At 46.8% G+C, this 22745-nt stretch carries 26 protein-coding genes; 21 read left to right on the top strand and 5 right to left on the bottom strand.

All coding sequences use genetic code 11. The annotated features are described in order from the left end of the window. Positions 1-11 precede the first annotated feature (11 nt). A complete protein-coding gene (locus SB847_RS11685; RefSeq protein ID WP_032876743.1) occupies positions 12-374 on the top strand; it encodes a HesB/IscA family protein in 363 nt (120 codons plus the stop codon). A gap of 142 nt (positions 375-516) precedes the next feature. On the opposite strand, the gene SB847_RS11680 is transcribed toward SB847_RS11685, so the two are convergent. Then, entirely contained in the window at positions 517-1278 is a 762-nt protein-coding gene (locus SB847_RS11680) for an SDR family oxidoreductase (RefSeq protein WP_285979825.1), read from the bottom strand. A gap of 368 nt (positions 1279-1646) precedes the next feature. Here SB847_RS11680 and SB847_RS11675 point away from each other — a divergent pair, with 368 nt between their 5' ends. From SB847_RS11675 to SB847_RS11645, 7 genes are all read left to right on the top strand, one after another. Further along, on the top strand, positions 1647-2192 hold the full coding sequence (locus SB847_RS11675; RefSeq protein ID WP_406528861.1) for a GNAT family N-acetyltransferase: 546 nt from the start codon (positions 1647-1649) through the stop codon (positions 2190-2192). A 258-nt stretch (positions 2193-2450) separates the two neighbouring features. Continuing rightward, on the top strand, positions 2451-3023 hold the full coding sequence (locus SB847_RS11670; protein ID WP_410577859.1) for a hypothetical protein: 573 nt from the start codon (positions 2451-2453) through the stop codon (positions 3021-3023). 67 nt (positions 3024-3090) lie between these two features. After that, positions 3091-3426: an uberolysin/carnocyclin family circular bacteriocin gene (locus tag SB847_RS11665; RefSeq protein ID WP_003151973.1), complete on the top strand. Its 336-nt coding sequence runs from the start codon at positions 3091-3093 to the stop codon at positions 3424-3426. Between the two features lie 82 nt (positions 3427-3508). After that, complete coding sequence (locus SB847_RS11660; RefSeq protein WP_410577858.1) at positions 3509-5164, top strand: hypothetical protein; 1656 nt, start codon at positions 3509-3511, stop codon at positions 5162-5164. Next, positions 5157-5861 carry an ABC transporter ATP-binding protein gene (locus SB847_RS11655; RefSeq protein WP_017419446.1) on the top strand — a complete coding sequence of 235 codons (705 nt, stop codon included), beginning with the start codon at positions 5157-5159 and terminating at the stop codon, positions 5859-5861. Before SB847_RS11660 ends, SB847_RS11655 begins: the two co-directional genes overlap by 8 nt. Beyond that, positions 5858-6385: a stage II sporulation protein M gene (locus SB847_RS11650; RefSeq protein WP_410563331.1), complete on the top strand. Its 528-nt coding sequence runs from the start codon at positions 5858-5860 to the stop codon at positions 6383-6385. Before SB847_RS11655 ends, SB847_RS11650 begins: the two co-directional genes overlap by 4 nt. 16 nt (positions 6386-6401) lie before the next feature. Then, positions 6402-6623, top strand: coding sequence for a DUF5970 family protein (locus SB847_RS11645; RefSeq protein ID WP_410563329.1), 222 nt, complete (start codon positions 6402-6404; stop codon positions 6621-6623). 62 nt (positions 6624-6685) lie between these two features. Here SB847_RS11645 and guaC read toward each other — a convergent pair whose 3' ends face one another. After that, a complete protein-coding gene (guaC, locus tag SB847_RS11640) occupies positions 6686-7666 on the bottom strand; it encodes a GMP reductase (RefSeq protein ID WP_410577856.1) in 981 nt (326 codons plus the stop codon). Positions 7667-7883: 217 nt separating this feature from the next. Here guaC and SB847_RS11635 point away from each other — a divergent pair, with 217 nt between their 5' ends. Beyond that, the gene (locus tag SB847_RS11635) at positions 7884-8027 is read left to right on the top strand and encodes a hypothetical protein (protein WP_410563327.1); all 144 of its coding nucleotides are present in this window, start codon (positions 7884-7886) and stop codon (positions 8025-8027) included. Between the two features lie 40 nt (positions 8028-8067). Here the strand turns inward: SB847_RS11635 and yumC are convergent, their stop codons facing one another. Beyond that, complete coding sequence (gene yumC / locus SB847_RS11630; protein ID WP_410563324.1) at positions 8068-9063, bottom strand: ferredoxin--NADP reductase 2; 996 nt, start codon at positions 9061-9063, stop codon at positions 8068-8070. 311 nt (positions 9064-9374) lie between these two features. On the opposite strand from yumC, the gene SB847_RS11625 reads away from it, so the two are divergent. From SB847_RS11625 to SB847_RS11610, 4 genes are all read left to right on the top strand, one after another. Beyond that, the gene (locus tag SB847_RS11625) at positions 9375-10595 is read left to right on the top strand and encodes an NAD(P)/FAD-dependent oxidoreductase (protein WP_007408709.1); all 1221 of its coding nucleotides are present in this window, start codon (positions 9375-9377) and stop codon (positions 10593-10595) included. Positions 10596-10768: 173 nt separating this feature from the next. Next, complete coding sequence (locus SB847_RS11620; protein ID WP_007408708.1) at positions 10769-10894, top strand: YuiA family protein; 126 nt, start codon at positions 10769-10771, stop codon at positions 10892-10894. Positions 10895-10962: 68 nt separating this feature from the next. Next, positions 10963-11283, top strand: a complete 321-nt coding sequence (locus SB847_RS11615) for a YuiB family protein (RefSeq protein ID WP_224181084.1) — start codon at positions 10963-10965, stop codon at positions 11281-11283. Between the two features lie 100 nt (positions 11284-11383). After that, positions 11384-12025, top strand: coding sequence for a 3D domain-containing protein (locus SB847_RS11610; protein ID WP_082998515.1), 642 nt, complete (start codon positions 11384-11386; stop codon positions 12023-12025). A gap of 29 nt (positions 12026-12054) precedes the next feature. On the opposite strand, the gene SB847_RS11605 is transcribed toward SB847_RS11610, so the two are convergent. Next, entirely contained in the window at positions 12055-12531 is a 477-nt protein-coding gene (locus tag SB847_RS11605; RefSeq protein WP_014418782.1) for a divergent PAP2 family protein, read from the bottom strand. A gap of 147 nt (positions 12532-12678) precedes the next feature. Between SB847_RS11605 and SB847_RS11600 the strand changes: the two genes are divergently transcribed. Continuing rightward, positions 12679-14169 carry a leucyl aminopeptidase gene (locus SB847_RS11600; protein WP_007613484.1) on the top strand — a complete coding sequence of 497 codons (1491 nt, stop codon included), beginning with the start codon at positions 12679-12681 and terminating at the stop codon, positions 14167-14169. Positions 14170-14301: 132 nt separating this feature from the next. Continuing rightward, positions 14302-15630: a Na+/H+ antiporter NhaC family protein gene (locus tag SB847_RS11595; RefSeq protein ID WP_007613482.1), complete on the top strand. Its 1329-nt coding sequence runs from the start codon at positions 14302-14304 to the stop codon at positions 15628-15630. A gap of 46 nt (positions 15631-15676) precedes the next feature. Here SB847_RS11595 and SB847_RS11590 read toward each other — a convergent pair whose 3' ends face one another. Further along, positions 15677-16270, bottom strand: a complete 594-nt coding sequence (locus SB847_RS11590; RefSeq protein ID WP_003151994.1) for a biotin transporter BioY — start codon at positions 16268-16270, stop codon at positions 15677-15679. Positions 16271-16369: 99 nt separating this feature from the next. Here SB847_RS11590 and SB847_RS11585 point away from each other — a divergent pair, with 99 nt between their 5' ends. The 6 genes from SB847_RS11585 (at position 16370) to SB847_RS11560 (ending at position 22740) form a co-directional block, all read left to right on the top strand. Then, positions 16370-16966, top strand: a complete 597-nt coding sequence (locus SB847_RS11585) for a sulfite oxidase-like oxidoreductase (protein ID WP_410577854.1) — start codon at positions 16370-16372, stop codon at positions 16964-16966. Positions 16967-17141: 175 nt separating this feature from the next. Continuing rightward, on the top strand, positions 17142-18011 hold the full coding sequence (locus SB847_RS11580) for an alpha/beta hydrolase (RefSeq protein ID WP_410577852.1): 870 nt from the start codon (positions 17142-17144) through the stop codon (positions 18009-18011). A gap of 135 nt (positions 18012-18146) precedes the next feature. Then, positions 18147-18932, top strand: coding sequence for a 2,3-dihydro-2,3-dihydroxybenzoate dehydrogenase (locus SB847_RS11575; RefSeq protein ID WP_326156494.1), 786 nt, complete (start codon positions 18147-18149; stop codon positions 18930-18932). A gap of 23 nt (positions 18933-18955) precedes the next feature. Continuing rightward, positions 18956-20152, top strand: a complete 1197-nt coding sequence (dhbC, locus tag SB847_RS11570; RefSeq protein ID WP_410577850.1) for an isochorismate synthase DhbC — start codon at positions 18956-18958, stop codon at positions 20150-20152. 18 nt (positions 20153-20170) lie between these two features. Beyond that, positions 20171-21796 (top strand): (2,3-dihydroxybenzoyl)adenylate synthase, encoded by a 1626-nt coding sequence (locus SB847_RS11565; RefSeq protein WP_410577848.1) that lies wholly within the window; start codon positions 20171-20173, stop codon positions 21794-21796. Between the two features lie 17 nt (positions 21797-21813). Then, positions 21814-22740: an isochorismatase gene (locus SB847_RS11560; protein WP_095352711.1), complete on the top strand. Its 927-nt coding sequence runs from the start codon at positions 21814-21816 to the stop codon at positions 22738-22740. The last annotated feature ends 5 nt before the right edge of the window (positions 22741-22745 follow it).

Below are 22745 nucleotides of genomic sequence, written 5' to 3'. Positions count from 1 at the left end.
GAGGTCTACCTATGATTGTTCCAGTAACCATCACTGAAGCAGCGGCTTTGCATATAAAAGATATGATGAAAGAGCATGAAGAAGAAAACGCGTTTCTCCGTGTGGGCGTAAAAGGCGGCGGCTGCAGCGGCCTGTCTTACGGAATGGGATTTGAGCACGAAAAAGGCGAAAAAGACAGTATGTTTGAACAGCACGGAATCACCGTTTTGGTCGACAGCGAAAGCCTTGATATTATGACCGGCACGATCATTGACTTCAAACAGTCCATGATGGGCGGCGGTTTCACTATTGACAACCCGAATGCCATCGCTTCCTGCGGCTGCGGATCTTCTTTCCGCACGGCCAAAAACGCCGGTACGCCGGAAGAGTGCTAAGGGTCAACCCGCTATTCTTAGGATGAAAAAATATGACGTCTTTCTTTTCGATGGCGCTTGCACCATTGTTAAAAAAGGCGTTTATCTGTTTAATAAAAGCAAAACCCGCTCAACAGAAGCGGGTTTTGCTTTTTCAAAGAGGTTATTCAATTGTATGTTTCATCGCATTGTACATATTTGCCGTATGTTCATCGGCTTTATCCCGTGGCATGCGCAGCCGTTCAACTGAAGAACCATACCCGATTTCTTGTTTGCCCTCTTTCAGTCCTTTAAAAATCCCATCAGCGAATTCATCCAGCGGTTCTCCTTGAGTATGCAGCCCTGCTCCGCCTAAATCTGTATTCACCGCCGGAGGCGCAACTTCAATCACTTCTACAGATGAATCAGAAAGCTGATGTCTCAGACTCACCGTAAATGAATGAAGCGCCGCTTTCGTTGCTGAATAGATCGGTGCAATGGCAAGCGGTGTAAAAGCCAATCCCGAAGAGACGTTAATGACAGCCGCATCTTCTTTTCCGGCAAAAAACGGAGCGAACAGCATAGACAGGTGGAAGGGAGCTTCAATGTTCGTTGTGATTTCTTTATTGAAATAGTCCCAATTGTCCTTCGCATCCGCTTTCAGCACATGAAAACGTTGTTGAATCCCCGCGTTGTTTACTAACACATTCACTTCCGGATAATTTTCTTTCACCCAATCAAACAGTGATATACGTTCAGATGGAATGCTCAAATCACTGACATATGTAATAAGATCCGGGAATGTTTCCTTTGCTTTTTGAAGAGCGTGCTCACGCCGTCCGGTCACGATGACTTTATTTCCCGCTTTTAAAAAACGTTCTGCGAAAGCCAATCCTATTCCGGCATTTCCGCCTGTAATCAGTATTGTATTTCCCGTCAGTTTCATATTATCTCCTCTTTTCCGATTGTTTTTACATTTCTTTGTCAACATTTCAGCTTTGATCCAATCAATATATTCATCCCGCAAATAGCATGAAATAAGACAGCAGTGATTCTGTAAAATTGATTTTTAGATCATCGGGAAACCCGCCAAAACTATTCTTTCCTTGTCACAATATGATGATACGGCTTAAAGCACGGTTTAAGTCAACAAAAGAACCTTGTGATTCCGTTTCGGTTACTCACATCAGACATAGGTCACGAAAGGAAAGGTGAATGTGAAGTCTTGGAATTTTCTTGATGCGATAAAGCGTACCGTATAACATGGGTGAGAGACAATTAAAAAACGTTTCTGATCAAAACAAAAGGACGGCGATGCATGTGCAGGAAGGAAACAGCATTGATATCAGGCCGCTCAGCCTGAATGATGCAGAGCAGGAACTGGTTTTGCAGACGGAAAACCGCATGTTTTTTGAACGGTTTGCCATGTCGAGACAAGAGGATTTTTATACGCTGGAAGGCCGGAAAAAACGAATTGAACAATCACTGAAGAACGCGGAAAATGACACAGAATACAGCTTCGGCATTTTTCTTCAGGACCAGACCCTGATTGGCACGATCAGCCTTTTTCAGGTGGTTCGGGGTTCTCTCCAAAGCGCTTTTATCGGTTACTTTTTAGATGGTGAACATAACGGAAAAGGCTATGCGACGAAGGCTGTCAAGCTGGCAGTCGATTATGCATTCAATGAGCTGAAACTGCATCGGATAGAAGCCGGAGTCATGCCGCACAATAAGGCGTCAATCCGGGTGCTCGAAAAAGCTGGCTTTCATAAAGAAGGCATTGCGAGAAAAAATGTAAAAATAAATGGAAAATGGGAAGATCATCAGGTGCTGGCGATCATACATCCGGAGGATACATGACGATATCCTCCTTTTTTATATCCTGCGTCTCTTTCGACAGGTTCTTCCTAAAACTTCAAATCAACGGTTCAAATCATACTATTTGCAAATTCGAAAAAAAATAAAGGGTACATAGCACCAAAAACTCTGAAAGATGTGCTCTTTGTCAACACGTTCTAAAGTCATATTTTTCGAAAGGATATTGATTTTTTGATAGGATTAAACTAAATTGTAAAAGTATAGAATAGTTAATTTATTTTGTAAGAAAAGGATGATAATATGATAGGTCAATTGAGCAATAAAAAAATATTTTTAAGTTCTTTTTTCATCATTTTGATCTGTTCATTACTCTTCCAATTCAGTATTTCAGATAAAGTTCTGCAGTCGTATTATTCTTCCGTCGGAGAAAGTACCTATGATATCGGGGAGAAAAGTGTTCGTACGATTGTCATGTTTCTGCAAGGGTTTATGATCTTCACAACTTTTGTGGAAATTCTGATAGGCGGATTTCTGTTATTCGTTGTTGCTTTTATTCTCGGTACAAAAAAACCGAAAAAAATATATTTGCTTCTATATACACTGACTTCTTTAATCTCGGCATTTAAAATGTTGATTCTTTCAGTTGTTAATTACTTAACGGCTGATTCCTCGCTTATATATTCTGCCGGCGGCACCAGCTTGAGTCTGCAGCTGCTGGACCCATTTCTGCTCATATCAATCGCGGCTCTTTATGCTGCCGCAGGAAAACTGACCGATCTCAGTAAAGGCAAGAGAATCATTTTGACTGGATGTTTTGTTTTACTAAAACTCTTTACTATTTTCTTAAACTATTTTATGGCGGATAAAATTTAGCTCGGGAGAGAGTCAATTAAGCTGAATTTTATTATAAATTTTAAAAAAAGAGTAGGGAGATGTTATGATGAACTTAGTAAAATCTAATAAAAAGTCTTTCATTTTGTTTGGCGCGGCTCTTGCTGCAGCAACATTGGTTTATGCACTATTATTAACGGGAACTGAATTAAACGTGGCGGCGGCTCATGCATTCTCAGCCAATGCTGAATTAGCTTCAACTCTAGGCATCTCTACAGCAGCAGCTAAAAAAGCAATTGATATTATTGATGCGGCATCAACAATTGCTTCTATCATTTCTCTTATCGGTATCGTTACAGGCGCAGGCGCAATTTCTTATGCAATCGTTGCAACAGCAAAAACAATGATTAAGAAATACGGCAAAAAATACGCAGCTGCTTGGTAAAATCGATCAATAAATAATTGCTCTTTTTGTACAAGCTGCAAAAAGAGCCTCTCTCCCAAATACATATGTAAGGATTGAAAGTATGATAGTCAAACAAATTGCGGCTCTTATCAAATATAATACCCTGTCATCGTTTCGAAAAAGAAAGGAAGATTGGGGCATTCCTCAACTCAACAGCAAAGTGCTGTCTGCCATTATTATTTCTCTGTTATGTTTATATCTCGTTTTCCTGGGATGCGGTGTTGTATTCGGGACAAAACTGATTCAGCTGCCCCTCAGCGCATGGGGGCAATTTGTTTTAATCGCCGTTTCACTTGAGCAGCTTTTTTGGGCTGCCGGCTTCTTTAAAGAACATCACAATGCCTTTCTGCTGGATACGCGTAAGGTCATTCATCAATTAAAAAAGGTTCGTTTTTTACAGCTGTTTTCTGTTTTTGCCGGCCAGGCGATCAAAAAAACCATTTTCGTATGGTATCTTTTTGTTTTTCCGGTTTTTTTGTTTTTATCAAGCGCAGGCATGACGGGGTCTGCGGCGATCATCGTATTTTTCTTGGGCTTCGTTTATTTTCTTCTCAATTTATTTTTATCTATGCTGTTTTCTTATGTTGTTTATCTTCTTACAAATATGTGGAGCAAATTGTTTTACTTGAAAATCATGAAAGGCGTTTTATTCAGCGTCAGCCTGCTGGTTCCGCTTGCAGTCGGGTATGCCGTTTATCTTCTCGTGTTTGGGGAGTATACCGCAAAGGATATTTCAAGCTTTACGGAGACACCGGCTTTCCGGAACATCCTCATGAATACGCCGTATGTATGGTTAGCATTCCGCTCACATTCCGTGCTCGTTTTCGCTGCGGTGTTTGCGGCCGCCGTCCTTTTAACGGCGGGGATGTTTAAACTGTGGTCGGCCACGCTGAAGAAAATGGACCTTATTCCTTATATGTTTTTGACAAACGCAGATTTTGCGCCAAAGCTGAAATTATATAGAAATAACAAAATATTTCATGCCGTTTTTCAAAAGGATCTGCTGTTCTTATCGAGAATTGACGGGTTTTTTATCAGGAATTTCGGCAGTATGCTGTATTTGTTCATGCTGTTTTTAGGTTTTTGTATTCCGCTTCTATCGCATCACTTTATCGGGTATTCGGCAGCTGCCATCGTGTCTGCGGCGGTTATCATTGCGAACTTTTCGTATCAGCTCGTCGGAGATGCGCTCAAAACAGTATTGTCAGTTGACGGCGAAATAAAAAATCAGCATTTGTTTCACCGGAATATCAAACATGTGTGGCAGCTGGTGTTTCCGAAAGTATGTATTTATAATCTCGCCGCTCTTATCTATTCGTTCATCATCACCATTTTGATTACGGTGTTTTTTCCGTCTTCCGCGGCGCTGACGATCTACTTGTTTATTGTGTTTTTATGTTCGGGTTTTTTATACAGTCTTGTCCAGATTTCAAGCACCGCCTTGTATCCTAAGAAAAACTGGGAGCATCTGTACGAAATTGGAGAAGCGGGGAAAGCAAAGACATATAACAACTTATACAGTTCTTTCATTTTCATTGTGTCGCTTCAAATCGCTGCGATCACGTCCTATTTTATCTATAAAAAGCCGGAACTTGAAACGATGCTTATTCATTCGGCATCAGGTATTTTTGTCCTGTTCACACTATTAAACTATGGAGTCATGTTTCTGTTTCTTCGCAGAATCAATATGGCGGAAAGGTTTGCGAACAATGATTAAATTAGTGAATATACAAAAAAACTATAGTGAAAAACAGGTGTTGAAAGATATTTCGTTTGAGGTGAAAAAAGGCTCAATCTATGCTTTGCTGGGGACTAATGGAGTCGGGAAAACAACGACTTTGAAAATCATTTCGGGCCTGCTTAAACCGACTTCAGGCCGCGTCATGATTGACGGCAAGGAACTGGATTCAGAAGAGGGGGGGCAACTATCGGCTGATATCGGTTTTGTGCCCGACCATGCTTTTTTATATGATTACTTAACGGGAGTCGAATACTTGCGTTTTACAGCGGAGATGTTTCAAGTGCCGTCTCAGCGGACAAATGATTATATAAAGAATATGTTAGAGACGCTGAAGCTTGCTCAAGACGGAAATCAGCTGATTAAAACATATTCACATGGAATGAAACAAAAATTATCAATTGCGGCCGCGCTCATTCATCAGCCAAAGATATTAATTCTTGACGAGCCGCTGACGGGCATTGATTTAATCAGCGGTAAAACGATACGGACGTTATTAAAGGAGTACGTCAAGCAGGGAAATACGGTCCTGTTATCAACTCACCTGCTGGAGCTGGCGCATTCGCTGTGCGATACGATCGGTATTATACATGAAGGCGTTTTTGCGGCGGAGTATCAGTCATCCGAGCATTCATTAGAAGAGATTGAAGAATTGGCTGAGAGTATCTATACATGATGAACCGCATGTTGCCGGCAATCAGGACGTCCGCCATTCCGTTAACCGCGTCATTGCTGTTTTTTTCAGGCGGTGTGATCGTTGCGTTTTTTTCCGATCACTTTGTTTCAACAGCGTCTTACAACGGCTCGTCAGGCGCGGTTGAACTGCTGAAAAACAATGCAATCGCTTGTCTGTTTTTAGCCGCGGGTTTTTTTACCTTTGGGTTGACCTCAATCTTTTATTTATTCACCAACGGGTTTATTTTAAGCGGCTCTATTATAGAAAATCTGCATAGCGGGGTTCCTTTTTATCAGATTTTTTTACTGCTAATTCCTCATGGTATATTTGAAGTTCCCGCGTTATTATTAAGTGGCGCCATTGGTTTTAAGGGCGTTGAATTGGTCATCAGGCTGTGTTTTTCTAAGAAAAAAAAGATAATGGCTTCAATGTTCAGGCATATTGGAATATTGGTGCTCATAATTATTTGTCTGCTGATCGCCGCTGCCATTATTGAAGCTTACATCACACCAATTTTTAAGTAAAAGGGGCAGAAATCATATGAGAAGTAAATTATCATTAATCGGTGTGCCGATTGTTATGATTATCGGTTATATCATTTCTTTATCCTTTGAGTGGCTGTTTCCTGTTCTTACTTTTGGGGTGGCAGGACTATATCTCTTTATATTTGCTCCGGTGCAAAATAAATTCATTCGTTACATCTTTTTGTTTATTTTTGTGATTAATCTGTTGGCCAGTGTGGCTCTTTATTTCGGTATTTAATAAAAAAAATGACATTCATATTGAATGTCATTTTTTTATCTTTTTTGCGGCTATGCTGCGTGTTAAAATCTGTCGCCGTTGAAAATAGAGTTTTTTACGATCACGTAGTCGACATTGCGAATGGCTTCGAGTGTATTGCCGCCGGCGTAAGAGATGGAAGATTGCAGATCCTGCTCCATTTCAATCAGCGTGTCCTGTAAAGACCCTTTATGTTCGACATGCATTTTTTTGCCTTCGACGTTTTTCTTTTCGCCTTTTTGAAATTCGGAAGCGGAGCCGAAATATTCTTTGTACAGCTTGCCGTCGATTTCGATCGTTTGTCCCGGTGATTCTTCGTGGCCGGCGAATAATGATCCGATCATGACCATAGACGCGCCGAAACGGATGGACTTCGCGATATCGCCGTGCGTGCGGATGCCGCCGTCGGCTATGATCGGTTTGCTCGCCGCTTTTGCGCACCACCGAAGCGCGGCTAATTGCCATCCGCCGGTTCCGAAGCCGGTTTTAATTTTGGTGATGCAGACTTTCCCGGGGCCGATTCCGACTTTTGTCGCGTCGGCGCCCGCGCGTTCCAGCTCCCTTACAGCTTCAGGCGTCCCGACATTCCCTGCGATGACAAAGCTTTCCGGGACATGTTCTTTAATAAATTGAATCATGCTGATCACGGCATTGGAATGGCCGTGCGCGATATCAATGGTAATATAATCCGGCACAAGCTCCTGTGCTTTCAGCTCCCGGATGAATTCATAATCATTTTCCTTCACGCCGACACTGATGGAAGAAATCAGTCCGCGCGCTTTCGTATCCCGGACAAAAGCCAGGCGTTTTTCCGGCTCGAAGCGGTGCATGATATAAAAATACCCGTTTTCCGCGAGCCAGGCCGCGATGTTTTCATCTATAATCGTCTGCATGTTGGCCGGCACGACCGGAAGTTTAAACGTGTGTCCGCCCAATGTAACTGATGTATCACATTCAGATCGGCTGTCCACAATGCATTTTGCAGGAATCAGCTGAATATCTTCGTAATCAAATACATTTTCCATATATAACACCCCTAAAAGCGAATAATATAATTAAATAAAATTAAAATGTTCGTCTTTTTATAATGTACTTTGTTTTGTCAGGAATGTCAAATGATTTCATGCTGCCTCATATGCGGTCAGCTTGTCATCCATTTGCAGTTTGGTTATCATAGTAGTATTGGGTGTTGTAAGACATTTGTTACGATAGATAGATTTGCAGAAGAAGGGAGGGGCCGGTGTGGAACAAAAACAGCCCGGGCACAGCCCGAAAGCCCAGAAAATTCAGGACCGGATTATTTTAGGCACGATTTGGGCCGTGTCGGCGCTTGTCATTGCGCTTATTGTCGGAACCGTCATGAATTATATTTGGATATTTAAATAAAAAAGAGTCTGTGCCGGCAGGACACAGACTCTTTTTTATATTATTTTTCAAACATGCTTGTAGAATGCAGAGGCTGGACGCGCGCTTTCGGGTCCATGTAAGCCTTCGCGTTGTTCACGGCTGTCGGAGCTTCGCCGAAACCGCTGGCGATCAGCTTGACCTTGCCTTCATATGTGCAGATATCTCCGGCGGCAAAGAAGCCTTCAATATTCGTTTCCATCGTGCTTTTGACGACGATGGAATTTTTCTCGATTTCAAGGCCCCAGTTTTTAATCGGTCCGAGAGAAGAAACAAAGCCGTAGTTTACGATCAGGTCATCAATTTCGATGATTTCTTTACGGTCGCCTTTCACTTCTTCGAGAACGAGCTGTTCGATCCGGTCTTCACCGACAAGTTCACCGGGAACAAACGGTGTCAGCACGTTGACTTTAGAATTATGCAGGTTTTCGACACTGTGCTCATGCGCGCGGAATTTATCACGGCGGTGGATGATGCTGACTTCTTTGGCGATTGGCTCAAGCATGAGCGCCCAGTCCACCGCGGAATCGCCGCCGCCCAGAACGGCAACGCGTCTGCCTGCGAATTGATTGAGGTCGTCAATGAAGTAGTGCAGGTTTTTGCCCTCATATTGTTCCGCTGATTCCAGCTCAAGCTTTCTCGGCTTAAATGCGCCGTTTCCCGCGGTGATAATGACCGTTTTTGAATAATGCGTTTCTGAATTCGTGACAAGCTTAAACACACCGTCCGCCTGTTTTTCAACAGATTCAACGGCCTGCTCTAAGCAGATGGTCTGATCGAACTTTGCCATTTGCTCTTTTAAGTTGTTCACAAGTTCCTGGGCGCGGATTTTCGGGAATCCGGCTACATCATAAATATATTTTTCAGGGTACAGCGCGCTGAGCTGGCCGCCAAGCTGAGGCAGGCTCTCGATGATTTTGACGCTCGCCTGTCTCATTCCCCCGTAAAAAGCGGTAAACAGGCCGACCGGGCCGCCGCCGATGACCGTAATATCATAAACCTTTGAATCCTCTTGCATACCAAATTGCCTCCTAATTGAAAATTGTTATTAATTATAACATACAATTTAAAAGGATGACGAGTGCCGAAAACCGCCCGGCCGCTTCATTCTTGAAAAAAATTGCGGCCGCCGCTAATATGGGGACAAATTCCAATCTGTTTTTTCCTGAATGTTTTCTGATTCTTCCGGATAGTATGGTGATATGCAGACATGTGCGGTTTTCTAAAAAATTTTATATTTCATTTCATAAAATCCCGCCAATAAGCTGAAGCTAATACAAATGTTGATTTGATTATGCGTCTAACAGCAAAAAAAAGAAGGTGGATGTGATGGCATTGAATAAACCCAAAATCGTGGTTTTAGGTGCAGGTTATGGTGGATTAATGACAGTAACAAGGCTTCCGAAGCATATCGGGGCAAATGACGCTGACATTACTTTGGTCAATAAACACAATTATCATTATGAAACGACATGGATGCATGAAGCGAGCGCAGGAACACTGCATCATGACCGCTGCAGATATCAAATAAAAGATGTAATCAATGAATCCCGGGTCAAATTTGTGCAGGATACCGTAAAAGCGATAGATGTGCAAAATAAAAAGGTGACGCTTTCACAAGGGGACATCCCTTATGATTATCTTGTCATCGGGCTTGGCGCCGTCCCTGAAACATTCGGGATTAAAGGCTTAAAAGAATTCGCTTTTCCGATCGCGAATATTAATACGTCGCGCCAGCTGAAAGACCATATTGAGCTCCAATTTGCGACATACAATACGGAGGCTGAAAAACGCCCTGACCGCTTAACCATCGTTGTCGGCGGAGCGGGCTTTACGGGAATTGAATTTCTCGGAGAGCTTGCGAACCGCAAGCCGGAGTTATGCAGATATTATGATATAGATGAAAGTCTCGTCCGGATCGTCTGTGTCGAGGCCGCCCCGACGGTTTTGCCGGGATTTGATCCGGAGCTTGTCGATTACGCCGTTCAATACCTTGAGAGCAAAGGCGTTGAATTTAAAATCGGCACCGCGGTTCAAGAATGCCGCGCAGACGGTGTCACAGTCGGCAAGAAAGATGAAGAGCCGGAAGAAATCAAATCGCAGACCGTTGTCTGGGCGGCGGGCGTGCGCGGACATCCGATCGTGGAGGAAGCGGGTTTTGAAAATATGCGCGGCCGTGTCAAGGTCAACCCTGATCTTCGGGCGCCGGGTCATGATGACGTTTTTATACTCGGCGACAGCTCGCTCTTTATCAATGAAGAGACGGAACGGCCGTACCCGCCGACTGCTCAGATCGCGATGCAGCAAGGAGAAACGGTCGCCAAAAATCTGGGCGGTTTGATTAAAGGAGGCCAGCTTGAAGAGTTCAAGCCTGACATTAAAGGAACCGTCGCCTCCCTCGGTGAGCATAACGCTGTCGGAGTCGTATACGGCAGGAAGCTCAAAGGCATGCCAGCGTCCTTTATGAAAAAGGTCATTGACAACCGATCGCTCTTTATGATCGGCGGGCTGGGCCTGACGCTGAAAAAAGGGAAGTTTAAATTCTTCTGAAAACCCGCGGCCGCGGGTTTTCTCTTCTTTTAAAAAAGAGCGCTATAAAAAGCATGTAAAAGAAAAAAAAGAATGTTTCCGCTTACATGAGTTGTTTTGTTACATATTCTGACTTGGTGCTTGACAAGTAAATATGATATATTATCAGAAAATTAAGAAAAAGGGTGATCCGCATGAAAACGACAGCAAAAAGCACGGCGGCGTGTCCGTTCTGCTCAGGTAAAGGGTATTTTCAATTGCTTCTTGGCGGCTCCGAAACATGTCCCTCCTGCCAGGGAAGCGGCAAAGAGAGACGATGATTTTTCCAGACGTTGACTTTTTTACCGCCCCCGAGGTACACTGAAAGTGCTGTAGGGGGTGGATGTTTGTGATTAGTTTGCCGGTTGTCCTGATCTCAATCGTACTATTTTTTGTACTGTTTTTCGGCATAGGCTTTCTGTTGAACATGCTGCTTAGAATGTCGTGGATTATGGCTGTTGTCTATCCGATTGTATGCCTTTTCATTATCAGCAATCAAAAGATGATCAGTTACGTGCAGGCGCCGGGGGAATCCTTTCAAAGCCTGTTTCAGCGTATCATGTCATTAGCGGTTGCGGATGTCGTGATTTTGGCGGGCGGACTGGCGGGAGCCATCACGTCAGGCATTGCCATAAAGGCGCTCAGAAAAAGAGGATATCAAATGTTTTAAGCCGCTTTCTTATTTGAGAAAGCTTTTTTTGTGTCGCGGCGCTTTTTGTATAGCACCTCACCGAGTTGGGAACAATGACTCGGAGGAGAGTGATTTCAGATTGACGATAATCAGACGCATATTCATGATCGTGCTCTTTTTGGGCGCATGCCATGCGACATACTTTTCCATAACCGGTGTTGAAGCAAAGGATCTGACAAACTGGATGACCGAGCATCGCGGCGCCGTTTTGAAAAACATGGGCACTCCGTTTCAATCCTTACAGAATCAGCCGGAAAAGAAGGCATCAGGCAGGATAAAACCGCTGGAAGAAGCTTTTGACTGGGAACGCTATCCCTCACATAAGGTGACAGCCACCGGTTATACCGCCGGAGCGGAATCTACCGGAAAATCTCCGGGTCATCCGCAGTACGGAATTACATATTCAGGCGTGAAGGTCAAACGCGATTTGTATTCAACTGTTGCGGCCGATCCGTCTGTTTTCCCGATCGGGACGATTCTGTTTATACCGAATTACGGTTACGGGGTTGTCGCCGATACCGGCTCAAAAATTAAAGGCAGCCGCCTTGACCTCTACTTTGACACAGTCAAGGACGTCTATAACAATTGGGGCAAAAAAACACTTGAGGTCTATATGATTAAAAAAGGGAACGGCACAGTGACCGAGGACGAACTTGTAAAGCTGAACGAAACAAAGTCGATGCAAGTGTTCAGAAATCAATACAAAACGGTAAAAGAATAAAAACGCTTCAGCACCTGCTGAAGCGTTTTTTACATAAAGAGATAATCTAAAATCAATGTCAGCACAATACCGGTGACGCCGCCGAAGAATACTTCAATCGGCTGATGGCCGAGCAGTTCTTTCAGTTTCTTCTGTTTTTCCTTCTCTTCCGCTTTCTGAAAGTCCTTCGCTTCGCTGACAAACCGATTAAAGTCGATGACCAGTTTATTAATGACCGTCGCCTGTTCACCCGCATGCCGCCTGACACCTGTAGCGTCGAACATCGTAATGACGGCGAAAATCGCGGCGACTGCAAACAGGGGCGAGTCCAGCCCCTGTTGCAAAGCGACTCCGGTTGACAGCGCAGTGACGGCGGCGGAATGGGAGCTCGGCATGCCGCCGGTGCTCGTCACAAGAGACCAGTCAAGTTTTTTGGATACGATAAATTGAATAGGCACTTTTACAACTTGGGCAAAAATAATGGCGGCAAAACTCGCCAGTAAAGGAAAATTCATAAGTACATCCATATGCGACATCCTTTCTGTATCTGCTGATTCCGATCGTATCGAAAAACTGCAGAAAACGCCCTTAGTTTGGTAAAATAAAATCAATGAAAAATGTTTTTTCATTATACCACTTTACATAACAAATACCCACATAAGGAGTGTGTACTCATGTTTTATGCATCTGATCAACTGCGGCATCCCGAAACACTGGTCATCGGTCTTTTTCAAAAAAGCACGCTGAACGGATTTACGAAGGAATTGGATGATAAATTGGACGGTCATCTGACCCAGCTGTTAAAGGATGGTGATGTGTCCGCCAAACGCAATCGTGTATCAAAAGTATACCCTCCGGCTGCGACCGGTATGAAACGTATTTATTTTATCGGCCTGGGAAGAGAAGCGGATTATTCGTTTGAAGATACGAAAGAATGCTTTGCACGAGTATTTCAGCAGATTCATCAAGATAAAAAACAGGAAGTATCCGTTTTGCTCGATACATTCGTCTCCGGTGAAGTGCCTGCCGCCGATGCCGCTCATGCGCTTTCAGAAAGCTGTCTGCTTGCGGTTTACGAAGTGCAGGATTATAAACATAAATCGAATGAGCCGGATCAGGAACTGAAATCAGTCTGCGCCGTGACCGAAGAAGACCTTAGGGAAGTGCAGGCCGGCCTGAATGTCGGCGCGGCATACGGCCAAGGGACGAATTCAGCCCGCACGCTTGTAAATATGCCGGGTAATATGCTGACGGCCACCGATTTGGCGTCATATGCCGCTGAGCTGGCGGCAAAATACGATTTTGAGTGTGAAATTTTAGAAAAAGATGAAATGGAAGAGCTCGGCATGGGCGGGCTGCTTGCTGTTAACAAGGGCTCATCCGAACCGCCGAAAATGATCGTTCTGAAGTATCAGGGCAAAGATCAGTGGGAAGACGTCATCGGCCTGGTCGGTAAAGGAATTACCTTTGATACGGGCGGATATTCAATTAAGCCGAAAACCGGTATCGTCGGCATGAAAAGCGATATGGGAGGGGCCGCTTCGGTATTGGGCGCGATGGAGATTATCGGCGAACTGCGGCCTGAACAAAACGTGCTCGCCGTCATACCATCTACGGACAACATGATTTCGTCCGATGCTATGAAGCCGGATGATGTCATCGTTTCGCTCAGCGGAAAAACCATTGAGATTCTGAACACCGATGCGGAAGGGCGTCTCGTGCTTGCCGACGGCATCACATACGCCAAGCAGCACGGAGCCTCTGTCCTCGTAGACGTCGCAACGTTAACGGGCGGTGTCATTGTCGCCTTAGGAAACGAAATGACGGGCGCCATGACCAATCACGCTGCGTTTTATGAACAGGTGGCGGAATCGGCGAAAGAATCCGGCGAGCCGATCTGGCAGCTTCCGATTACAGAAAAGGATAAAAAACGGGTGAGAAACAGTCAGATGGCTGATTTGAACAATTCTCCGGGAAGAGAAGGCCACGCGATTATGGCGGGGGCATTCATTGGTGAATTCGCGGAAAACACGCCGTGGGTTCATCTCGATATTGCGGGAACCGCGACGGCGAATAAAGCGACATGCTTCGGCCCTGCCGGCGCAACAGGCGTCATGGCAAGGACGTTGGCTGTTTTGACTGAGCGCTTTACGCCCGAAAGATAACAGCATCCCGCTGCCTTGATGCAGCGGGTTTTTTGATTTCCAAAATCTTTAGTTGACTAAAGCGCAGAATATATGTTAACTTTAATTATCTACTACATTAGCAAACTAAAGGATTTTTGGAGGGACTCATCAATGAATGCTGTTGTTGTCGCAGTATTGCTTATGCTCGTCTTAAGCCTGCTGCGTGTCAATATTATTATAGCTTTAATGATCGGCGCGCTTGCCGGCGGGCTGACCGGCGGCTTAGGCCTCGGAGAGACGGTGAAGGCTTTTACGGACGGTCTCGGCGGAAATGCCACCGTCGCGGTCAGCTACGCGCTGCTCGGGGCATTTGCCGCGGCGCTGACAAAAACGGGGCTTCCCGATGCAATGGTGGAAGCGTCTGTCAAACTAATCGGAAAAAAGGAAGATTCGCGGAAAAAAGCACTGTCAAAAGTGTTAATCGTACTGATTATTTTAATCATATCCTGTTTCTCGCAAAACGTGGTGCCCGTTCACATTGCGTTTATTCCTGTATTGATTCCGCCGCTTTTAAAAATATTTAACGAACTTGAAATAGACCGCAGGCTGATCGCGTGTGTGATGACATTCGGACTGACTGCGCCGTATATCGTTCTGCCTGTCGGATTCGGACAGATTTTCCAGGGGATGCTGAGAGATAATATGGCGTCAGCCGGTTTAAAGGTGCCGCTCAGTGATATCCCGTATGCTTTAATCATCCCGACGGCCGGGATGGCGGTCGGTTTAATTTTAGCCGTCATCGTCTTCCGGAAACCGAAGAAATATGAGACGAAGGAGATTGCCGGACTATCGTCTTCTCCTTATACGAAAAAAAGCATTGCCATCGCCTTGATCTCCATTGCCGTGTCGCTTGCCGTTCAGCTCTATCTGTCACAAGTGCTCGGAGTGGAAGGTATGATCATGGGCGCGCTTGCCGGCTTGTTTACGCTGTTTATCAGCGGAGTCATGAAGCGCAATGAAGCGGATAAGCTGATCACGGACGGCATGATTCTGATGGCTTTTATCGGGTTTGTCATGCTTGTTGCGGCCGGTTTTTCAAATGTATTGAATAAAACGGGCGATGTGGCTTCCTTGGTCAAAGCATCAACAGGCTTTATCGGCCACAGCCAATCATTGGGCGCGCTCCTGATGCTGGTGGTCGGTTTATTAATCACGATGGGAATCGGATCATCATTTGCAACCGTACCCGTCATTACGACCATATTCGTTCCGCTGTGCGCTCAGCTCGGATTCAGCCCGATGGCAACGATCGCCGTAATCGGAGCGGCCGCCGCGGTCGGCGATGCGGGTTCTCCTGCAAGTGACAGTACGCTCGGCCCGACGTCAGGCCTCAGCGCCGACGGACAGCACCACCACATATGGGATACGTGCGTACCGACATTTATTTTCTATAACATTCCGCTTGTGATATTCGGCTGGATTGCCGCGCTTGTTCTGTAAAAAAAGGCTCCCGGAAAGGGGAGCCTTTTTGTATGCTGAAAACATCTTACGCCGGATTTCTGCTGAACCCCGTCGCTTTATGAATAGACCTGTAAACGGCAGGCGCGATTGATGCCAATAACAGTGCTAAAATGATATCTTTTATGAAAAACCATATCATGTAAAACCAGGCCATTCCGTAGCTGATCGGAGCATGAAGCCATAATTTCAGCGCAATATACGTATAGGTTGTGCCAATGATATAAATGACGGCGGTACCGATCAAAGAGGCCCATGCATAATGCAGGCGGCCGGGTTTTTTTGTTTTTTCCAGCAGCCATCCGGCTGCAAATGCCGCCGGGATGTAAGCGAGAATAAATCCGCCGCTTTTTCCGATAAACGGCGCAAAGCCTGCTGAGAATTGAGCGAAAACAGGCGCCCCCGCGAGTCCGGCCAATGCGTATACCGTCATTGCGATGGCTGCCCGTCTGGCGCCGAGAAGCATCGCGGCTAACAGACAAAAGAAAGGCTGCAGCGATAACGGAATTCCCGCAACTTGCAAAAAAGGAGCCATTGATGTAATGTTGGCGCCGACGGCCATCAGTGCGGCAAACATGCCGATAAGCGCCATATCGCCCGCGCGAAGGTTGCGTTGTTTCATTTGTTTTTCCCCCTTACACTTGTACCAGATTAGCGTAATCGAAGGGTGATTGATTGTCAACACAGATTTAATGTAGGTTTACTAAATGGAGGGAGCCATATGTTTTTCGGGAAAACGAAACAAACAAAACAGTCGGAACGGATTCCGCCAAACCAAAATGTCACAACGAAGTTTCCCGTGCTTCACGCCGGAAATGTTCCTTATTATGAAGATATGTCAAAATGGAACCTGCAGGTGTACGGGCTTGTTGACCGTCCTATGCTGTTAAGCTTTGACGATATCAAAGCCTTTCCTGAAGCCGAAGTGAAAAATGATATTCATTGCGTCACGGGCTGGTCCCGTCTTGATAATATCTGGCAGGGAATACGCGCTAAAGACATCGCTGAGAAAGCGGGCGTGCACAAAGAAGCGGGATTCGTCATTCTGCACGCTGAAGAGGGCTGGACGGCCAACCTGCCGCTTTCTGATTTTACGCGGGAAACATCCCTGCTGGCATATGCGCATAACGGCGAGCCGTTAACGCCAGAGCACGGCTATCCGCTCAGAGGCGTTTTCCCCCACCTTTATTTTTGGAAAAGCGCCAAATGGCTGCGCGGCATTCAGTTCACAAAGGAAAACCACCCCGGCTTTTGGGAGAAAAACGGCTACCATATGAGGGGAGATCCATGGAAAAATCAGCGCTTTACATGGGATTAAACACATATCATCATATAGTTCTTAGGTACCTTATTGAAATAAGGTGCTTTTTTTATATCCAAAATCCATTGACTTTGTTTGGCAAAAAACCTATTATTTGAGGTGTCTTTTGATATTGAAAATCATTATCAATAAGGATAGATAAAGCAATTGCCGCAAAGGGGATGAACACATAATGGACGGAAAACAAATAAAGCGGGGTTTCACGCCGGCCGGCCGATACGCGGTTCCGGGCACAGAAGTAAGAGAAATGCGCTCTAAAGGAGGCCGTACGTATCGTATCTTTGTCTCTTTTCCTCAGGAAGAACCGCCTGTATCCGGTTTCCCCGTCATATACCTGCTCGATGCGAATTCCGTATTCGGCACAATGGCCGAAGCTTTGCGGGTGCAAAGCCGACGGCCTGAAAAAACAGGCGTTGTTCCGGCGGTGATTGTCGGAATCGGCTACCCGACAGATCAGCCGTTTTCCGCCGAACGGCACAGTGATTTTACGATGCCGCTTTCTGAATCAGAATTGCCGGTGCATCCGCGCGGCGCGGCATGGCCCGAACAGGGAGGGGCGGAAGCGTTTCTGAGTTTTATAGAAGAAGAAGTAAAGCCCGCGATGGAGCGGGATTATCCGATCGACAGAGGCAGGCAGACGATTTTCGGCCATTCGCTGGGCGGTCTTTTTGTGCTGCAAGTGCTTTTGACGAGGCCGGACATGTTTCAGACCTATGTTGCCGGGAGTCCGTCAATTCACTGGAACAAGCGTTTTATTCAGGAAAAAGCGGAACGTTTGTCAGACCGGCTCTCTGCGGAAAATCTTCAAGTCAGCGTATTGCTGGCTGCGGGAGAAATTGAAAAAACACATAAAAGCAGAATCCCGCAGCACGCAGAGGCGCTGTACTCTTTATTATCCGGTTTTGAAGATGATGGAGTCCGTACTGAATACAGCGAGTTTGAAGGAGAGGGCCATATTTCTGTCCTGCCCGTTTTAATCAGCAGGGCCCTGCGTTTCTGCCTGAATCCGGGAGGGCCGCATACCCCGTATTCTCCCGCATGAGAAAAAACAGGCCCTTCGAACTAAATGCGGCTGATTCTAATTTTCTAATTGACTGCGTGTTTTGATTTGGATATGATTGTCTTGAATCATAATTGATAATGATAATCATTATCAATATAGAAAGGGAATGATAATATGGACGCATTGGGAATGAAAGGGAAAACGGCCGTTGTCACCGGCGCCGCTCAAGGCATCGGAGAAGCAACAGCGCTTGCCCTTGCTGAACAAGGCGTAAATGTGGCAGCTATAGATACAAATGAAGACCTGCTTCTCAGGCTTACTGACAGACTCCGGCAAAAAGGCGTGCAGGCGCAGGGGTTTGCCGCAGATGTATCTGACAGTGCGGCTGTCAATAATATCATCGCCGCCGTTGAACGCGACATGGGGCCTATTGAAATATTGGCGAACGTTGCGGGCGTGCTGCGGCCGGGTCCGGTGCAATCTCTCAGTGATGAAGATTGGGATCAAACATTTTCAGTTAATACGACCGGCGTATTTCATGTGTCGCGGGCTGTAAGCCGGTACATGATTGAGCGGAAAAAGGGCGCCATCGTTACGGTCGGTTCGAATGCAGCCGGCGTTCCGCGTGCTTCCATGGCGGCTTATGCGGCGTCAAAAGCGGCTGCCGTCATGTTTACGAAATGCCTCGGACTGGAGCTTGCGGCCCATCATATCCGTTGCAACATCGTATCTCCGGGTTCAACGGAAACCGACATGCAGCGGGCGCTGTGGCAGGACGAGAACGGAGCCCGGGACGTCATCAGAGGTTCGCTTGATACATATAAAACGGGAATTCCGCTTCAAAAGCTGGCGAAGCCTTCTGATATTGCAAATGCCGTTTTATTTCTGGCTTCTGAACAGGCAAACCATATTACGATGCATGATTTATGCGTTGATGGCGGCGCTACTTTAGGCGTTTGATTTAACGAGAAGGAGGGACAAACATGACAAATCAACATGTATTGACGGAAGTGTCTGCAAAAGAGGTGCTGGACGCTTACAAGCCCGGGGCGTTCTTTTTAGCTTCCCCGAAAAGTACGATGCTTGCGGAAGGAATGTTTGCGGAAGTGCCTGATACAGACACGGAAAATCAGCTGGATTCACTGCCTGAACGCGTGAGACAGACGCTTCTTGAGGCAAAGAAAGCCGGCATCAAACATCCGATTGCGGCCGGCGCCATTCCTTTTGACGGCAGAAAAGCTTCCCGGCTTTTTGTACCGAAGAATGTCCATACGGCAGGCCCGCTTTCGTTTGTGGAATCTTCCGCAGAAAAGCCGCAATCCAATACATATGACATCCGTCCCGTTCCGGAGCCTGAGGGCTTTATGAGCGGTGTGGAACAAGGCGTATTCAACATTACGGACGGTCCGCTCAGCAAAATCGTGCTGTCAAGGACGCTTCATCTGACCGCTGAAAAGGATATCGACATTCCTCAGGCCGTCAAGCATTTGGCGCAGCACAACCCGCGCGGCTATACATTCGCTGCGGATGTGACGGGAACGTCAGAAACAAGAAAAACGCTTTTCGGCGCAAGTCCTGAACTGCTGCTGTCCAAAAACGGAACATCGATTCTGTCCAATCCGCTGGCAGGTTCCAGACCTCGCAGCACAGATCCCGCCGAGGATCAGAGAAGAGCGGAAGAACTGCTGCAATCAGCAAAAGATCTGCATGAACATGCCGTAGTCGTGGCCGCCGTGGCCGCCGCCCTTAAACCGTTCTGCCGTGTGCTTGATGTGCCGGAAAAACCGTCACTCATTAAAACTGAGGCGATGTGGCACCTGTCCACCGAGGTAAAGGGAGAGCTTCGTGATCCGTCAACGACATCGCTTGAGCTGGCCATCGCCCTGCATCCGACGCCCGCGGTATGCGGAACGCCGACGGATGCGGCGAGAGAAGCGATTCAGGATATTGAGCCGTTTGACCGCAATTTCTACACGGGAATGGCGGGCTGGTGTGATGCTGAAGGTGACGGAGAATGGATTATCGCACTCCGCTGCGCCGAAGCGGAAACAAGGTCTCTCCGGCTCTTTGCGGGTGCCGGGATTGTCGCCGGATCAAAGCCGCAGGATGAACTGGACGAGACATCGGCCAAATTCCGCACCATGCTCCGGGCGATGGGGCTTTACCAAGATGAGTTGTAAAAAAGGAGGGAACGGATCGTGCTGACTGGATTTACGCCATGGCCGGAAGAATGGGCTGACAAATACCGAAAAGACGGCTGCTGGAAGGGTGAAACGTTCGGAGGAATGCTGAAAGAGCGCGCGGCTTTATACGGAAATCAAACTGCCGTGACGTGTAAAGATGTACATTGGACCTACAAAGAATTAGATGAAAGGGCCGATCGTTTAGCGGCGGGGCTGCATGAGCTCGGAATTCAAAAGGAAGACCGCGTTGTCGTTCAGCTGCCGAATATCGCTGAGTTTTTTGAAGTGATTTTCGCGCTGTTCCGCCTCGGAGCACTGCCCGTTTTCGCGCTGCCTTCTCATAGAAGCAGTGAGATTACGTATTTCTGCGAGTTTGCAGAGGCGAAAGCATACATCATTCCTGATATGCATTCAGGTTTTGATTACAGGGCGCTTGCCAGACAGGTGAAAGACAAACTTCCGGATTTGGCGCATGTCATTGTGGCCGGCGAAGCTGAAGAGTTTCAGGAACTGAGCAGCCTGCATAGTGAGCCTGTTCAGCTGGAAGATGTAAGCCCGGCGGAAGTCGCCTTTTTACAGCTTTCAGGAGGCAGTACGGGGCTGTCCAAGCTGATTCCGCGAACACACGACGATTACATATACAGTTTGCGTATCAGTGCGGATATATGCGGCTTGGATCATCACAGTGTTTATTTGGCAGCTCTGCCGACAGCGCATAATTATCCGCTCAGCTCGCCGGGTGTGCTGGGAACTTTATATGCCGGGGGCCGGGTTGTTCTGTCACCGACGCCGAGTCCGGATGACTGCTTCCCGTTAATTGAAAAAGAACGTGTCACGATTACAGCGCTCGTCCCGCCGCTTGCGATGGTGTGGATGGACGCATCCGGTTCGCGAAGTGATGATTTATCAAGCCTTCAAGTGCTGCAGGTAGGAGGCGCCAAATTCAGCGCTGAGGCGGCCCGCCGCGTAAAGAGCGCTTTCGGATGCACCCTTCAGCAGGTTTTCGGAATGGCGGAAGGATTGGTGAATTATACGAGACTGGATGATCCTGAAGAGATCATTGTCAATACGCAAGGCAGACCGATGTCCCCTTTTGATGAGGTCAGGGTTTTAGACGATGACGGGCGGGATGTCGCCCCCGGTGAAGCGGGACATTTGTTTACACGCGGCCCTTACACGATTCGCGGATATTATAAAGCGCCAGAACATAATGAAAGATCATTCACAGCCGACGGATTTTATCAGACCGGCGATATCGTCAAACTGACGGCGGACGGCTATATCATCGTCGAAGGACGTGCGAAAGATCAAATCAACCGGGGCGGTGAAAAAATAGCCGCTGAGGAGGTGGAAAATCACCTTCTTGCGCATCCTGCCGTTCATGATGCCGCCATGGTTTCAATGCCGGATGATTTTCTCGGAGAGCGGTCCTGTGTGTTCGTCATTCCGAAAGGAGAAGCGCCGAAACCGGGAGAGCTGAAAGCGTTTTTACGGGAGCGCGGACTGGCGGCATATAAAATCCCCGACCGGATTGAATTTATCGCTTCTTTCCCGAAAACTGGCGTCGGCAAGGTCAGTAAAAAGGATCTTCGCGAAACGATCGCCCAAAAAGTAAAGCCGGCTGAAATCAAACAATCTTAAAAAAGGAAGTGTTTACATTGGCTATACCGTCTATTCCCGCATATGCGCTGCCGACAGCGTCAGATATGCCTGAAAATAAAGTATCGTGGACGCTGAATCCGAAACGCGCGGTGCTTCTGATCCATGACATGCAGAATTATTTCGTCGATGCTTTTGCGAAAGGTGAAGCTCCGATCACAGAGGCGTCTCAGAATATCAAAAAAATAAAAGAGCAATGCAAAGCACTCGGCATTCCGGTGGTGTATACCGCGCAGCCGGGCAGCCAAGACCCGGCGGACCGTGCGCTGCTGACGGATTTTTGGGGGCCGGGGCTAAAAAGCGGGCCTTATGAAGAAAAGGTCATTCCGGAGCTTGCCCCGGATGATCAGGACATTGTCCTCACAAAGTGGAGATACAGCGCGTTTAAACGGACGAATCTCCTTGAGATCATGCGTGAAAGCGGCAGAGACCAGCTCATGATTACGGGAATTTATGCACACATCGGATGCCTCGTCACAGCATGTGAAGCATTTATGGATGATATCCAAAGCTTCTTTATCGGAGATGCCGTTGCTGATTTTTCTTCAGAAAAACATAAGATGGCCATCGAATATGCGTCTCAGCGCTGCGCTTACACAGCTTTGACAAACGAAGTGCTGGAGCTGCTGGGCGGCGCGCCGGTTTCTGAAGGAGAAGAGAAGGTTTCCGCCGTATTGACAAAAGACCGGGTGCGGGAACAAATTGCGGCGATTCTTCAAGAATCACCGTCTGATATTCCGGATCATGAAGACCTGCTGGACAGAGGTCTTGACTCCGTCAGAATCATGAGTCTTGTCGAACAATGGCGCCGTGACGGAGCCGAAGTGACGTTTGTGGAACTGGCGGAGAACCCGACGCTGGAAGAGTGGTGGAGACTTCTTTCTTCCCGATCTCAAAAAGTCTTGCCGAACGCAGATTATTTATAAAGGGG

The organism is Bacillus sp. SIMBA_026, assembly GCF_046535335.1.
GTDB classification, from domain to species: domain Bacteria; phylum Bacillota; class Bacilli; order Bacillales; family Bacillaceae; genus Bacillus; species Bacillus velezensis.
Note: the sequence above shows the minus strand (reverse complement) of the source record. Positions and strands in the feature narration are given on the sequence as shown.